We start from the raw sequence: 13,739 nt of genomic DNA, 5'->3' as shown, positions 1-13,739 counted from the left end.
GAGGGCCGCCGCAGTTAACTAAAAATCGATTCCGTTGGCGCGGTTGGCGATGACTGCCTCATTGTCGGGGAAGACGCCGATACCGCGCAGTGTGTAGCGGCTGCCGCCGCCAGGTCTATCAAAGTGACGGCGGTATCCGCCTTGTCGGGTGAGGCACGTCGGCCGCACGGCGCCAATGAGTGTAGTCAAAGAGTGGGTCTGCAGCGGGGTTTGGCGAAGCGGGAACGTTTCTATTTGCCGACATCGCTCCTTTTCGCCCACCACAAGGGGATTGTGTGATGTGCTTATGAGCAGTGAGCAAGCTATCCATTAGCTCCGTTGCTTATTATCGGTCGTTTGTGCTGGCAGAATATACCCGCTGCAGGCCATCAAGGATATCCTTTACGGCAGGCAGCGGGTTTTTTATTGTTTTTAAAGTGGGGCCCTGGTGTTGGTGCGATTGATGTATCAACATCAATGAGCACAGATTACGCGCGATCTAGATCCAATGAAAGTCCATTAGGCAAAAATTGTGATGCCACTCTGAAAACATTAGCGATATTTTAGTTATGGTGAGGGGCCTATCGCCGGACAGGCGAGAGGATAAAAACGAAATCCAGACAAATGGCATAGGTAAAAGGGCGGGCGAATGACGGATTTTATGGCCTGGCTGCGTGGCCATCTGGCTCAAGGGGCGGTGGCGCCGCGTTATATTCAGCTGGCGGCGGCGATAGAAATCGCGATCAGGCAGCAGGTGTTGGCGGCGGAGGCGTTTTTGCCGCCGGAACGGCAGATGGCGGAAGGTTTGGCGCTGTCGCGCGTCACCGTCAGCAAGGCGATGAGGCTGTTGGAGGAAAAGGGGCTGATTTCGCGGCAGCAGGGCGTTGGCACCCGCGTGGCGATGCGCATCGGCTATTCCCTCGATAAGGACAGCGGTTTCACCGCTCAGGCGCTGCGCCACGGTAGCAGCGTCAGCAACCGATGGCTGTTGCGCGCCCGGGTCGGCGCGCCGGCCAAGGCCGCGGCGGCGCTGGGGCTGGCGGAAGGGGATGAGGTGATCAAACTGCGGCGTTTACGCTTGCTGAACGGCAGCCCGGTCTCGCTGGAAACCACCTATATTCCGCCGTGCTTTCTGCCTGAACCGGGGCAGCTGGAACATTCGCTGTATGCGTTATGGCAATCGCGCGGCATCGTGCCTGAAAATAAACATTTTTTGTTGAAGGCGGTATCCTGCAGCGACGAGGTCGCCGAGCTGCTCAACGTGCCGTGCGGCGCGCCGTTGTTGCACATCACCCAGACCAGCCGCAACGCCCAGGGTGAGGCGCTGGAATTCAGCGATATCTTGTGCCGCAGCGACGTTTATGAATTCGAAGTGAACGGTTAGCGAAATAACCATGCTCTTTTTGCTGCTAGTGCGTATAATCGCCGCCCGGCGATTAATTAACCTGTAAGAAGAGCAGCAGAATGAGCACCACCAGCCTGATCCAACCCGATCGTGAACTGTTTTCCTATAAGCCCTATTGGGCGGAATGTTTTGGCACCGCGCCGTTTTTACCGATGTCGCGAGCAGAGATGGATCAATTAGGCTGGGACAGCTGCGACGTGATCATCATCAGCGGCGATGCCTATGTCGATCATCCGAGCTTCGGCATGGCGATCATCGGCCGCATGCTGGAAGCGCAGGGCTTTCGCGTCGGCATCATCGCGCAGCCGGACTGGAGCAATAAAGAAGATTTTATGCGGTTGGGCAAACCGAACCTGTTCTTCGGCATCACCGCCGGCAATATGGACTCGATGATCAACCGCTACACCGCCGATCGCAAACTGCGCCACGACGATGCTTACACTGCCGGCAACGTCGGCGGCAAACGCCCGGATCGCGCCACCTTGGTCTACAGCCAGCGTTGTAAAGAAGCCTATAAAGACGTGCCGATCGTGCTGGGCGGCATCGAAGCCAGCCTGCGCCGCATCGCCCACTACGATTACTGGTCGGATACCGTGCGCCGCTCGGTGCTGGTGGATTCCAAAGCCGACATGCTGATCTACGGCAACGGCGAACGCCCGCTGGTGGAAGTGGCGCATCGCCTGGCCGCCGGTGAGAAGATCGGCGACATCCATGATATACGCAACACTGCGGTGATGCGCAAAGAAGCGCTGCCGGGCTGGAGCGGCGTGGATTCCACCCGCCTCGACAAACCGGGCCGCATCGAACCTATCCCGAACCCGTACGGCGACGATCTGCCGTGCGCCGACGGCGCAAAGCCGAAAGAGCCGGAGGCCAAGCCTGTCACCGTGCGCGCCGCCAAGCCGAAGCCGTGGGAGAAGACTTACGTGCTGTTGCCGTCCTTCGAGAAAGTGAAGGGCGACAAGGTGCTGTATGCGCACACCTCGCGCATTCTGCATCATGAAACCAACCCGGGTTGCGCCCGGGCGCTGATGCAGAAACACGGCGATCGTTACGTGTGGATCAATCCGCCGGCGATCCCGCTGACCACGCCGGAGATGGACAGCGTCTTCGCGCTGCCTTATCAGCGCGTGCCGCATCCGTCCTACGGTCAAGATCGCATTCCGGCCTATGACATGATCCGTTTCTCGGTGAACATCATGCGCGGTTGCTACGGCGGTTGTTCGTTCTGTTCGATCACCGAGCACGAAGGGCGCATTATCCAGAGCCGTTCGGAAGATTCGATCGTTCGCGAAATCGAAGAGATCCGCGACAAGGTGCCGGGCTTTACCGGCGTGATCTCCGATCTGGGCGGCCCGACCGCCAACATGTATATGCTGCGCTGCACCAATCCGCGCGCCGAGCAGACCTGCCGCCGCGCCTCGTGCGTGTATCCGGAGATCTGCACCTACATGGACACCAACCACGAGCCGACCATCAAGCTGTATCGCCGTGCGCGTTCGCTGGAGGGCATCAAGAAGATCCTGATCGCCTCCGGGGTTCGTTACGATCTGGCGGTGGAAGATCCGCGCTATATCAAGGAGCTGGCGACCCACCACGTCGGCGGTTACCTGAAGATTGCGCCGGAGCACACCGAAGAAGGCCCACTGTCGAAGATGATGAAACCGGGCATGGGCAGCTACGATCGCTTCAAGCAGCTGTTTGATCACTATTCAAAGCAGGCGGGCAAAGAGCAGTACCTGATCCCGTACTTCATCTCGTCTCATCCGGGCACCCGCGATGAAGACATGGTTAACCTGGCGCTGTGGCTGAAGAAGAACCGTTTCCGCCTCGATCAGGTGCAGAACTTCTATCCTTCGCCGATGGCTAACTCCACCACCATGTACTACAGCGGCAAAAACCCGCTGAGCAAGGTAGGGTACAAGAGCGAAGACGTGGTAGTGCCGCGCGGCGATCGCCAGCGCCGTCTGCACAAGGCGCTGCTGCGTTACCACGATCCGGCCAACTGGGCGCTGATCCGCACCGCGCTGGAAGAGATGGGGTTGAAGCACCTGATCGGCAGCCGCCGCGAGTGTCTGGTGCCTGCGCCGAGCATCGACGAGCAGCGCGAAGCGAAACGGCTGCAGCGCCATACCCGGCCGGCGCTGACCAAACATACCGATATCAGTCGGCAGCGCACGCCGTCCAACCAGCCGCCGCGTAAACCGATTCGCAAGGCCAAGCCGTAACGGCCACGCCGAGTGTGCAAACAAAAAGGAGAACCCCCGGGTTCTCCTTTTTACTTTTACTCATCACAAACTATCGTAGGCGGCTTCCACTTTCATCAAATGGCGTGGCGCCTGCGGAGCGGGATGGTATTTGCGCACGTGCCAGTTAAAGGCTTCCGGCGACAGGTTATTGATCATCGCGATGGCCTGCTGGCGGTTGCTGGAGAAGGTGCGCAGCAGCGCGCCGGTGCCGTTGACGTAGGCGATGATGGTGGCGTAGCGCAGCGTAACAGGATTCGCGATCCCTTTAAGCTGCTGTTTTTGCAAGGTGGCCAGGTAGGCGGCGCCGAGATCGATATTGGTGTCGGGATCCCGCAGGTCGTCATCGTCCGGGCAACCGCGTTTGCCTTTGTAGCGGTAGGCATCGCAGCCGGCGGTATCGGCTTTCAGCTGCATCAGGCCGATAGCGTTGGATTTGCTCACCGCAGCAGGGTTGAAGCCGGACTCCACCTGGATCATGGCGGTGATCAGCTTGGCGTCCACGCCGTATTCGCTGGCTGCGTCTTTAATGGCGCTATCGAAAGCGTGGCGATCGTAGCTGACGCGCTGTTTCTTGCCGGCGCAACCCGCCAGCACCAGCATGACGCAAAGCATGCCCAGCCGTAACCCGTGTGAGAAAGAGAATTTCATGGTGCTCCGTGCTTGTCTGTTTTTTAACGGCGTTAACCGGCGGGCGAGGCCTCCGGCGTCGTCATCATAACGTCAGGCGGCGTAAGGGAGCAATGCGCGGGAAGGAAAAGCCCCCTCCGGCGGGAGAGGGCTTGGGGAGGGGTTACAGGGTATCCGGATCCGGCCCGAGGCGGTTGCCGACGTCCAGCTTGGCGATCTCGCCCAGTTCGTCCTTATCGAGTTTGAAATCAAACACCTCGAAGTTTTCGCGGATGCGCGACGGCGTGACCGATTTCGGGATCACGATAAGGCCGCTGTCCAGGTGCCAGCGCACCACGACTTGCGCCGGGGTTTTCTCGTATTTCTCGGCCAGTGCCTTGATCAGCGGCTGGTCGAACACCCCTTCACCGCCCTGCGCCAGCGGGCTCCAGGATTCAGTGGCGATATGGTGCGTGGCGTTCCAGGCGCGCAGCTGGCGTTGTTGCAGCAGCGGGTGTAGCTCTATCTGGTTGACGACCGGCGCCACGTTGGTTTCATCCAGCAGGCGCTGCAGGTGCGGCGTGTGGAAGTTGCATACGCCGATGCTCTTGACCAGGCCTTGATCGCGCAGTTTGATCAGTTCGCGCCAGGCGGAGACGTATTGATCTTGCTGCGGGCGCGGCCAGTGGATCAGGTAAAGATCCACATAGTCCAGCCTGAGTTTTTCCAAACTGGTTTCCAGCGCCGCCAGTGGATCGCCCTGATCGTCGTTCCACAGCTTGGTGGTGATGAACAGCTCGCTGCGCGGCAGCGAGCTGGACTGCAGCGCGGCGCCGACGCCTTCCTCGTTCTTGTAGATCGCGGCGGTGTCGATGGAGCGGTAACCGATCTCCAGCGCTTTGCTCACCGCGCGGGTGGTCTCTTCAATACTCGCCTGCCAAACGCCGAGACCCAACTGCGGCATCAGATTACCATCGTGGAGTTTGATGATGGGTTGTTGCGTTGTCATGCGCATCTCCTTGTGTACGGATTGCGGCGCCTGCGGCACCGAAACGGCTATAGATAAATTCTAGTTGGCAAAATGGGCGGTTGCCGGGTTTGCCAGCCTAATTTCAGCGGTGGCGGGAGGGCGATTTTCTCCCCGCTCTCCCTGCGAATGAGCGGTAAGACGGGTGGTGCGAAACGATCGGCGGCGCGCGGAGGCGCCCGACGACGCCCGGTGATCGGCCGGGCGCCGGATGCGGCGAAAAATGGCTGACAGAGACTAAAGCCTAGCAAAAAATCGCCGTTTTGCGATTAACGTGCCGCTTCGTAAATGCGGCGGCTGACGTCCAGGGTGATGTCCTGATGTTCGCCCAGGGCGGTCATGCCGTGCTGCTGCAGCTTGTCGAGCAGCGCCGGAATGCTGCTGCCGTCGAGCTGATAATCCGCCATGCGTGTCGGCACGCCCATCTGTTCGAAGAAGGCGCGGGTGGCGGCGATGGCGCCGTCGATACGACTGTCTTCGCTGCCTTCGCGCAGGCCCCAGACGCGCTCAGCGTACTGCAGCAGTTTTTCGCGCTTCTGCGTTTTTTTCTCGTGCAGCAGCGCCGGCAACACGATGGCCAGCGTTTGCGCGTGGTCGAGATCGTGCATGGCGGTCAGCTCGTGGCCCAGCATATGGGTCGCCCAGTCCTGCGGCACCCCGGCGCCGATCAGGCCGTTCAGCGCCATGGTGGCGCTCCACATCACGTTGGCGCGCACCGCATAGTTTTCCGGCTCGGCCAGCGCGCGCGGGCCGTCTTCCAGCAGGGTCAGCAGCAGCCCTTCGGCGAAGCGATCCTGCACCTTGGCATCGACCGGGTAGGTCAGATACTGCTCCAGGGTGTGCACGAAGGCGTCGACCACGCCGTTGGCGATCTGGCGCGGCGGCAGTGAATAGGTCACCACCGGATCCAGCACGGCGAAGCGCGGCTGCACCAGCGGCGAGAAGAAGTGCTGCTTGTCGCCGCTGCTTTTACGGGTGATCACCGCGCCGCTGTTGGATTCGGAACCGGTGGCCGGCAGCGTCAGCACGCAGCCCATCGGCACCGCGTCGGCGATGTGGCTGCCGACGGTCTGCAGGATATGCCAGGCGTCGCCGTCGGCGGTGTAACGGGCGGCGGCGGCGATGAACTTGGTGCCGTCAACCACCGAACCGCCGCCGACTGCCAGCAGGAAATCGATGTTTTCCGCCTTCACCACCTCGACCGCTTTCATCAGCGTTTCGTAGGTCGGGTTCGGCTCAATGCCGGAGAACTCCCGTACGTCACGGCCGGCCAGCGCGCTGTATACCTGGTCCAGCACGCCGTTTTTCTTCACGCTGCCGCCACCGTAGGTGATCAGGATGCGTGCGTCCGCCGGGATCTGGCCGGCCACTTCGGCAATTTGGTCCTTGCCGAACAGGATTTTGGTTGGGGTATGCAGAATGAAGTTTTGCATGATCTATTTCTCTCTTTCTGTCAGGCGGGCGCCAAAGCGGCGCAAAGGTTTCTGGCCCGTATTGTCAGGAACCTGGCGGCAACGCACAATGCACATTTCTGTTTGGTTTTTGCCTATTCCTACAATTCTCTGTAGAAATAGAGAGTTTTAAATTATTATTTATGCCGAATCGTTCTGACTGTAAGAGGGTGTTTCCGTGATTGAAATCGATGCGCAGCGCAGCCGCATGGCGCGCCAGGCGATGGCTATCGCCACCGGCAACGGCTACACGCCGTCACCGGTGCCGCGGGTGAAGATCCTGTATGTCGATCGCCATAGCCCGCGTCAACCGGTGATGTACGAACCGGGGATCGTGATCGTCTTTCAGGGGCACAAGGTGGGCTATTGCGGCAACAAGATGTTCCAGTACGATCCGCGCAACTACCTGCTGATGACGGTGCCGTTGCCGTTCGAGTGCGAAACCTTCGCCAGCCCGGAACTGCCGCTGGTTGGGTTGGCGGTCAACATCGATACCCAAATGCTGCAGGATTTGCTGATCGATATCGGCGACGACGACTACCTGATGCAGCCGCGGGCGGAGAGTAACGGGGTGAACCTGGCTGAGCTGACGGAAGAGCTGCTGTGCGCCACCGAACGCCTGTTGGACGTGATGGCCAAGCCGCTCGATGCCCGGGTACTGGGGCCGCAGATCGTGCGCGAGATCCTCTACTATGTGCTGCGCGGCACCTGCGGCGCGTCGTTGCAGGAGCTGGTCAACCGCCATACCCACTTTAGCCAGATCGCCAAGGCGCTGCGGCGCATAGAAAATCAGTATGCCGACAACCTCAACGTCGAGCAGTTGGCCAGCGAGGTCAACATGAGCGTCTCAGCGTTCCACCACAACTTCAAAGCGGTGACCAACACCTCGCCGCTGCAATACGTGAAGTCGTACCGGCTGCATAAGGCGCGCCTGTTGATGGTGCATGACGGCCTGAAGGCCAGCACGGCGGCGATCCGCGTCGGCTACGAGAGCGCGTCGCAGTTTAGCCGTGAATTCAAGCGCCTGTTCGGCATGACGCCGAGCGATGAAATCGCCCGGCTGCGCGACGTTAACCCGCTGCTGCTGGAGGGCTGAGCCGCGTTTACGGGGTCAAGACGATCTTGCCGAACGGCCCGCGATCGAGGTGATCCAACGCCTGCGGCAGCTGATCGAAACGGTACACCTGGTCGATCACCGGCTGCAGTTTGACGGCGTCCACGGCGCGCACCAGATCTTCCAGCGCGCGGCGGTGGCCGACGCCGATGCCCTGGATCTCCGCCGATTTCAGCAGCAGCAGGCCGGCGGGGGCGGAAATCTCGGCGCCCGCCAGCACGCCGATCACCGAGATGCGGCCGCCCACCGCCACGGCGCGTACCGAGTTGCCCAGATTCGGGCCGCCGACGGTGTCGATCACATGGTCGATGCCGCGATCTTGCGTCAGCGCATAAACCGCTTCCACCCAATCGCCGTTCAGCCGGTTGATGCCGTGACTGGCGCCCAACGCTCGGGCACGCGCCAGCTTTTCATCGCTGCCGGAGGTCACGTACACCTCGGCACCGTGCGCTTTGGCGATTTGCAGCGCGAACAGCGCCACCCCGCCGGTGCCTTGTACCAGCACCCTCTCGCCGGCGTGAAGTTTGCCTTGTTCCACCAGCGCGAACCAGGCAGTCAGCCCGGCGCACGGCAGGGTGCTGGCCTGCGCGTCGTCCAGCGACGTCGGCGCCGCCACCAGCCAGTCTTCATGCAAAATCACATATTCCGCCAGCACGCCCTGATAGAAGCCGCCAAGGGTGTGGTAAGGCACCTGGCGCGCATCGCCGTAAGGCTTTTGCCGGCCGTCGAGCCAGCCGGGGCTGAAAGTGGAGATGACCCGGTCGCCGGGCTGGAAGCGGCTGACGCCAGGGCCGATAGCGTCGACCTCGCCGGCCAGGTCCGAGGCGGGGGTGAACGGCTGTGGCAGCGTCAGCCCCATGCCGCTTTCAATCATCAGCTTGTCGCGGTAGTTGAGTGCGACCGCCTTCACTTTCACTCTGATTTCGTGTGGCCCCGGCTGTGGAACCGCTTCGGTGATCAGTTGCAGGTGTTCACGCCCCAGGGCGTCCATCGTCCAGCGTTGCATCGTGTCTGTCATGATGTTCTCCAAAGTCAGCGATTAACGACCGGTCGATAATATCGTTGATGAAGGTTCGCCAGTGGCGATAAGATTTCCTCAGATTGTTTCTTTTAGAGCGACAAATCATGAGCGATCGATTGAGCGGCATTTCGGTATTTGTCACCGCCGTGGAGGCGGGCAGTTTTGCATTGGCGGCCAGTCGGCTGCATCTGTCGCGTTCGGCGGTGGGGAAAACCATCGCCCGGCTGGAACAGCGGCTGGGCGTGCGGCTGTTTCATCGCACCACCCGCAGCCAGAGCCTGACCGACGACGGCGCGTTGTTTTATGAGCGTTGCCTGCGGGCGCTGGAGGAGATCCGCGGTGCGGAAACGCTGCTGGAGTCGGGCAAGCGGCAGGTCAGCGGCCGGTTGCGGGTATCGATGCCGGTGCTGTTTGGCCGCATGTGCATTGCGCCGCTGCTGACCGAACTGACGCGTGAGCACCCGGGCCTGGAGCTGGAGCTGTCGTTCAGCGATCGGGTGGTGGATCTGATTGAGGATGGTTTCGACATGGCGATCCGCAACGGCACGCTGGCCAACAGCGGCGGGCTGGTGGCGCGCCGCATCGGCGATCATCGCATGACGCTGTGCGCCTCGCCGGCCTATCTGCAGCGGTGCGGCGAGCCGCACAGCATCGAACAGCTGGCGCAGCATGAGGCGGTGACCTATATGCGCGCCGGTGTGCGGCGCAGCTGGTTGGTATTGGATAGCGACGGCAAGCCGCAGGAAGTGATGCCGAATAACCGGCTGCAAATGGACGATCTGCAGGCGATTGCGGATGCGGCGACGGCGGGGTTCGGCATTGCCTGGCTGCCGTGCTGGTTGGTGCGTGAGCAGCTGTTGAGCGGGGCGCTGGTGCGCTTGCTGCGCGACCGTCAGGGTGCCGCCTTTGAAGCGCATGCGGTGTGGCCGCACACGCCTCACCTGCCGCTGAAGGTGCGGCTGGCGGTGGATACGCTGGTGAGCAAGTTGCCCGCCAGCCTGGCCTTGGTCGAGAAGGCGCTGTAACGCGCTGGACTTAGGAAGAGGAGGCGCGCTTTTTGCGCCAGATCACCAGCATGGCACCCAGCAGGCCAACGAACAACAGCAACAGCGGCAACAGCATCAGGCCAGTCATCACCTGGCTTTCGTAGCGCTTCACCAGCGGGATTTGGCTGAAAGCGTAGCCGAGGCCCACCAGCGCGCAGACCCAGATCGCTGCACTCAGCCAGTTGAACACCTGGAAGCGCGAGCTGTTGAGCCCGGAAATGCCGGCCATGGTCGGCAGCAGCGTGCGCACGAAGCCGAGGAAGCGGCCGATCAGCAGCGCCGTCAGCCCGTGGCGGTTGAACAGGTTATGCGCGCGCTGGTGATATTGCGCCGGCAATTGCAGCAGCCAACCTTTCACCAGGCCGGTGTGGCCCAGCCAACGGCCCTGGATATAGCTCAGCCAGCAGCCGAGGCCAGCGGCGGCGGTCAGAATCAGCAGGGTGGGGGCAAAGCCCATCACGCCTTTGGCGATCAGCGCACCCGACAGCAGCAGCAGGCTGTCGCCGGGGAGGAAGGAGGCGGGCAGCAGTCCGTTTTCCAAAAACAGAGTGGTGAAAAGTACGGCGTAAACCACCCAAATTACGCTTGGATCGGCGAGGGCGATAAAGTCCTGCTGCCAAAGCGCATGAATAATCTCTCGTAATACATCCATTTTATGTCCTGTTGCATGCCGGTTGCGCCCGGGGTCACGTTCTCCAGGATGCGGCGGTTACCGTATCTGACAGTTACCCGGTTAGTGTACCGCTAATAGCTTAAGCCGACATTAAACGAGACGAAGAAAATTAGCGGAATCCGCCTTAGCGCACGCCGTTGAGGCGATCGAAGCCGGCCGCCAGATCGGCGATCAGGTCTTCGACGTTCTCCAGGCCGATATGCACGCGTACCAGCGTGCCGGAGAAATCGACGCCGCCCGCCGGGCGAATCGCTTCCAGCTCTTCCGGCTGGTTGGCCAGGATCAGCGATTCGAAGCCACCCCAGGAGTAGGCCATGCTGAAGTGGCTGAAGTTGTCCAGGTAGGCGGCCAGCTGCGCATCATCCAGCCGCTCTTTCAGCACGAAGGAGAACAGCCCGTTGCAGCCGCTGAAGTCGCGGCGGTAGAACTCGTGGCCCTTGCAGCTGGGCAGCGCAGGGTGATTGACCGTCGCCACCTCCGGCCGTGCCGCCAGCCAGTTGGCGACTTCGATGCTGCTGCGCTCGTGCTGCTTCAGGCGCACGCTCAGGGTGCGCAGGCCGCGGCTCGCCATGTAGGCGGTGTCGGCATCCACCATCTGCCCCATCAGGTAGGAGTACTCGCGCAGCCGATCCCAACAGCGCGCGTTGGCGACGGCGGTGCCGAGCATGTAATCGGAATGGCCGATCAGGTATTTGGTGCCGGCCTGGATCGAAATGTCGATGTCGAAATCCAATGCCTTGAACAGCACGCCCGCCGCCCAGGTGTTGTCTATCATGATCACCACGTCCGGCGCCACGGCGCGAATGGCTTGCACCATCGCCGGAATGTCCTGCACTTCCAGGGTAATGGAGCCGGGGGATTCCAGGAATACCACGCGGGTATTGGGTTGGATCAGCGTGGCGATATGGGCGCCGATCAGCGGATCGAAATAGGTGGTGCTGACGTTCATGCGGCCGAGGATGTGGGTGCAGAAATCCTGGGTCGGTTCGTATGCCGAACCCGTGACCAGCAGGTGATCGCCGGCGCCGACGAACGACAGGATCGCATTGGCCACCGCCGCTGCGCCGCAGGGGTACAGCACGCAGCCGGCGCCGCGCTCCAGTTCCACCATCGCATCCTGCAGGGCGAAGTGGGTCAGCGTGCCGCGTCGGCCGTAAAACAGCTCGCCGTGGGCGCGTTGCGCGGTGGCGTGCTTTTTGGCGGCGACGGAGTCGAAGACCAAAGAAGAGGCGCGTTGCGTGACGGGATTGACGGAGCCCTGGGTATAGCGTTTGCCGCGGCCGGCGCCGATCAGCGTGGTTTCGATGTGTTTTGACGTCATGGTACCTGGCTCACCTCTGGTTGCTCTGCACGTGCCCGTTTGCGATAGCCCTTACGTTAACATGAGTTAATATAGCCATCCAGACGTTTTAACTTCCAGATACAGAAACGGCTATAATTGGCTGCCGGGTGCGCATTTCTCGCCTCATCCTTCTGCCCTGGTGCGAGAGAGAAGTCCATTCATCGGCCGAGATGCCATTTGGCAGCGCGGCATTGTTGCGCCGTTGTGGGAGAAGAGTAACGAAATAACCCTATAAAAGGGGCTTTTGGCGGTGAACGGGAGCGGGTTGGCGCTTTGCGGCGGGGCTGGCTAAAATTTTCTCGTTTATTTGGTAAATAATAATGAGAACTACTATCAATCCCCGGTTGGTTTGATATGATCGCACGCTGAATTATTCCTTAATTTTGATCGGTAATGGGTGGAGGCACAGCGTGAAAACGGCTGGCAAGAATTTAAATCAAGGATCGTTCGGCCAGGGCCGGGCGCAGTGGGGCAAGGCCTTTGGCCGCAGCCTGATGGCTTCTATGGTGCTGGTCGTGGGGCTGGCCGGCAGCGCACAGGCTGCGCCGGCGGCCAATCCGGCTGTTACCGAAAGCGTTGCGCCGACCACCGCGCCAGCCCCGGCGGCCGCCGCGCCGGAGAGCATCACGCCGGTGAACCCGGCGCCAACGATCCAGCCACCGGAAACCCGCGGCATGGACCTGTCCGTTTGGGGCATGTATCAGCACGCCGACGTGGTGGTGAAAGCGGTGATGATCGGCTTGGTTCTGGCCTCGATCGTGACCTGGACCATTCTGTTCTCCAAAGGCAGCGAACTGCTGCGCGCCAAGCGCCGTCTGCGCCGCGAACAGCTGGCGCTGGCCGAAGCGCGCTCGCTGGATGAAGCCTCCGAGCTGGCACAAAACTTCTCGCCTGAGAGCGTCAGCGCGGTGTTGCTGAACGACGCGCAAAATGAGCTGGAGCTGTCTGCGGAATCCAACGACAACAACGGCATCAAAGAGCGTACCGGCTTCCGCCTCGAGCGCCGCGTGGCGGCCTACAGCCGCAACATGGGGCGCGGCAACGGTTTCCTGGCCACCATCGGCGCCATCTCGCCGTTCGTCGGCCTGTTCGGCACCGTGTGGGGCATCATGAACAGCTTCATCGGCATCGCCCATTCGCAGACCACCAACCTGGCGGTCGTGGCTCCGGGCATCGCGGAAGCGCTGCTGGCGACCGCGCTGGGCCTGGTCGCGGCGATCCCTGCCGTCGTTATCTACAACATCTTCGCGCGCGTCATCAGCGGCCACCGTGCCCAGGTGGGCGATGTGGCGGCGCAGGTCTTGCTGCTGCAGGGCCGCGATCTGGATCTGGCCGCGACGGCGGAAGCCAAGCGCTCACAGCACGCACATCAACTGCGGGCGGGGTGAGTCATGGCGATGCGCTTAAATGAAGATCTGGACGACAGCGGCGAACTGCATGAAATCAACGTGACGCCGTTTATCGACGTCATGTTGGTGCTGTTGATCATCTTTATGGTGGCCGCGCCGCTGGCAACGGTAGATATCCGCGTCGATCTGCCGGCTTCTTCCGCCAAACCGCAGCCGCGGCCGGAGAAACCGGTGTTCCTGTCGGTGAAGGCCGACAAGCAGCTCTACGTCGGCGATCAGCCGGTGAATGCCGATCAGCTGACTTCGGTGCTGGATCAACGCACTCAGGCGAACAAAGAAACCACCATCTTCTTCCAGGCGGACAAGAGTGTGGACTATGAAACGCTGATGAGCGTGATGGACACCCTGCGTAAAGCCGGCTACCTGAAAGTGGGGCTGGTGGGCATGGAAGGCGCCGCCAAGTAGCGGCAGCAAAAC

12 protein-coding genes are annotated in these 13,739 nt (G+C 61.2%); 6 read left to right on the top strand and 6 right to left on the bottom strand.

Features of this window, described 5'->3' with window-relative positions; all coding sequences use genetic code 11:
• The first annotated feature begins 628 nt into the window (after positions 1-628).
• Positions 629-1,363 (top strand): GntR family transcriptional regulator, encoded by a 735-nt coding sequence (locus EGY12_RS04115; RefSeq protein WP_123892660.1) that lies wholly within the window; start codon positions 629-631, stop codon positions 1,361-1,363.
• A gap of 80 nt (positions 1,364-1,443) precedes the next feature.
• Positions 1,444-3,612: a YgiQ family radical SAM protein gene (locus tag EGY12_RS04110; RefSeq protein WP_123892659.1), complete on the top strand. Its 2,169-nt coding sequence runs from the start codon at positions 1,444-1,446 to the stop codon at positions 3,610-3,612.
• A 63-nt stretch (positions 3,613-3,675) separates the two neighbouring features.
• On the opposite strand, the gene EGY12_RS04105 is transcribed toward EGY12_RS04110, so the two are convergent.
• The 3 genes from EGY12_RS04105 to yqhD form a co-directional block, all read right to left on the bottom strand.
• Positions 3,676-4,281 (bottom strand): transglycosylase SLT domain-containing protein, encoded by a 606-nt coding sequence (locus tag EGY12_RS04105; protein WP_123892658.1) that lies wholly within the window; start codon positions 4,279-4,281, stop codon positions 3,676-3,678.
• Between the two features lie 142 nt (positions 4,282-4,423).
• The gene (dkgA, locus tag EGY12_RS04100; protein ID WP_123892657.1) at positions 4,424-5,248 is read right to left on the bottom strand and encodes a 2,5-didehydrogluconate reductase DkgA; all 825 of its coding nucleotides are present in this window, start codon (positions 5,246-5,248) and stop codon (positions 4,424-4,426) included.
• A 287-nt stretch (positions 5,249-5,535) separates the two neighbouring features.
• A complete protein-coding gene (gene yqhD, locus EGY12_RS04095) occupies positions 5,536-6,699 on the bottom strand; it encodes an alcohol dehydrogenase (protein WP_123892656.1) in 1,164 nt (387 codons plus the stop codon).
• 226 nt (positions 6,700-6,925) lie between these two features.
• Here yqhD and EGY12_RS04090 point away from each other — a divergent pair, with 226 nt between their 5' ends.
• On the top strand, positions 6,926-7,813 hold the full coding sequence (locus EGY12_RS04090; RefSeq protein WP_253722964.1) for an AraC family transcriptional regulator: 888 nt from the start codon (positions 6,926-6,928) through the stop codon (positions 7,811-7,813).
• Positions 7,814-7,820: 7 nt separating this feature from the next.
• Here the strand turns inward: EGY12_RS04090 and EGY12_RS04085 are convergent, their stop codons facing one another.
• Positions 7,821-8,849 carry an NAD(P)-dependent alcohol dehydrogenase gene (locus tag EGY12_RS04085; RefSeq protein WP_123892654.1) on the bottom strand — a complete coding sequence of 343 codons (1,029 nt, stop codon included), beginning with the start codon at positions 8,847-8,849 and terminating at the stop codon, positions 7,821-7,823.
• A 107-nt stretch (positions 8,850-8,956) separates the two neighbouring features.
• On the opposite strand from EGY12_RS04085, the gene EGY12_RS04080 reads away from it, so the two are divergent.
• Positions 8,957-9,877 (top strand): LysR family transcriptional regulator, encoded by a 921-nt coding sequence (locus tag EGY12_RS04080; protein WP_123892653.1) that lies wholly within the window; start codon positions 8,957-8,959, stop codon positions 9,875-9,877.
• A gap of 10 nt (positions 9,878-9,887) precedes the next feature.
• Here the strand turns inward: EGY12_RS04080 and EGY12_RS04075 are convergent, their stop codons facing one another.
• Both EGY12_RS04075 and metC read right to left on the bottom strand, forming a co-directional pair.
• Entirely contained in the window at positions 9,888-10,550 is a 663-nt protein-coding gene (locus EGY12_RS04075) for a DedA family protein (RefSeq protein ID WP_025304285.1), read from the bottom strand.
• Between the two features lie 145 nt (positions 10,551-10,695).
• Positions 10,696-11,892 carry a cystathionine beta-lyase gene (gene metC / locus EGY12_RS04070; RefSeq protein ID WP_123892652.1) on the bottom strand — a complete coding sequence of 399 codons (1,197 nt, stop codon included), beginning with the start codon at positions 11,890-11,892 and terminating at the stop codon, positions 10,696-10,698.
• 431 nt (positions 11,893-12,323) lie between these two features.
• Here metC and exbB point away from each other — a divergent pair, with 431 nt between their 5' ends.
• Positions 12,324-13,301, top strand: a complete 978-nt coding sequence (exbB, locus tag EGY12_RS04065; RefSeq protein WP_123892651.1) for a tol-pal system-associated acyl-CoA thioesterase — start codon at positions 12,324-12,326, stop codon at positions 13,299-13,301.
• A gap of 3 nt (positions 13,302-13,304) precedes the next feature.
• Positions 13,305-13,727, top strand: a complete 423-nt coding sequence (exbD, locus tag EGY12_RS04060) for a TonB system transport protein ExbD (protein ID WP_004937307.1) — start codon at positions 13,305-13,307, stop codon at positions 13,725-13,727.
• Positions 13,728-13,739 lie beyond the last annotated feature (12 nt).

Source organism: Serratia sp. FDAARGOS_506 (assembly GCF_003812745.1).
Taxonomy (GTDB): Bacteria; Pseudomonadota; Gammaproteobacteria; order Enterobacterales; family Enterobacteriaceae; genus Serratia.
This window is presented reverse-complemented; position numbering and strand designations above follow the sequence as displayed.

Excerpts from the sequence above, each read along its gene's own strand:
- EGY12_RS04115 (WP_123892660.1), top strand. The coding sequence starts at position 629 with ATGACGGATTTTATGGCCTGGCTGCGTGGCCATCTGGCTCAAGGGGCG.
- EGY12_RS04110 (WP_123892659.1), top strand. The coding sequence starts at position 1,444 with ATGAGCACCACCAGCCTGATCCAACCCGATCGTGAACTGTTTTCCTAT.
- EGY12_RS04105 (WP_123892658.1), bottom strand. The coding sequence starts at position 4,281 with ATGAAATTCTCTTTCTCACACGGGTTACGGCTGGGCATGCTTTGCGTC.
- dkgA (WP_123892657.1), bottom strand. The coding sequence starts at position 5,248 with ATGACAACGCAACAACCCATCATCAAACTCCACGATGGTAATCTGATG.
- yqhD (WP_123892656.1), bottom strand. The coding sequence starts at position 6,699 with ATGCAAAACTTCATTCTGCATACCCCAACCAAAATCCTGTTCGGCAAG.
- EGY12_RS04090 (WP_253722964.1), top strand. The coding sequence starts at position 6,926 with ATGGCGCGCCAGGCGATGGCTATCGCCACCGGCAACGGCTACACGCCG.
- EGY12_RS04085 (WP_123892654.1), bottom strand. The coding sequence starts at position 8,849 with ATGACAGACACGATGCAACGCTGGACGATGGACGCCCTGGGGCGTGAA.
- EGY12_RS04080 (WP_123892653.1), top strand. The coding sequence starts at position 8,957 with ATGAGCGATCGATTGAGCGGCATTTCGGTATTTGTCACCGCCGTGGAG.
- EGY12_RS04075 (WP_025304285.1), bottom strand. The coding sequence starts at position 10,550 with ATGGATGTATTACGAGAGATTATTCATGCGCTTTGGCAGCAGGACTTT.
- metC (WP_123892652.1), bottom strand. The coding sequence starts at position 11,892 with ATGACGTCAAAACACATCGAAACCACGCTGATCGGCGCCGGCCGCGGC.
- exbD (WP_004937307.1), top strand. The coding sequence starts at position 13,305 with ATGGCGATGCGCTTAAATGAAGATCTGGACGACAGCGGCGAACTGCAT.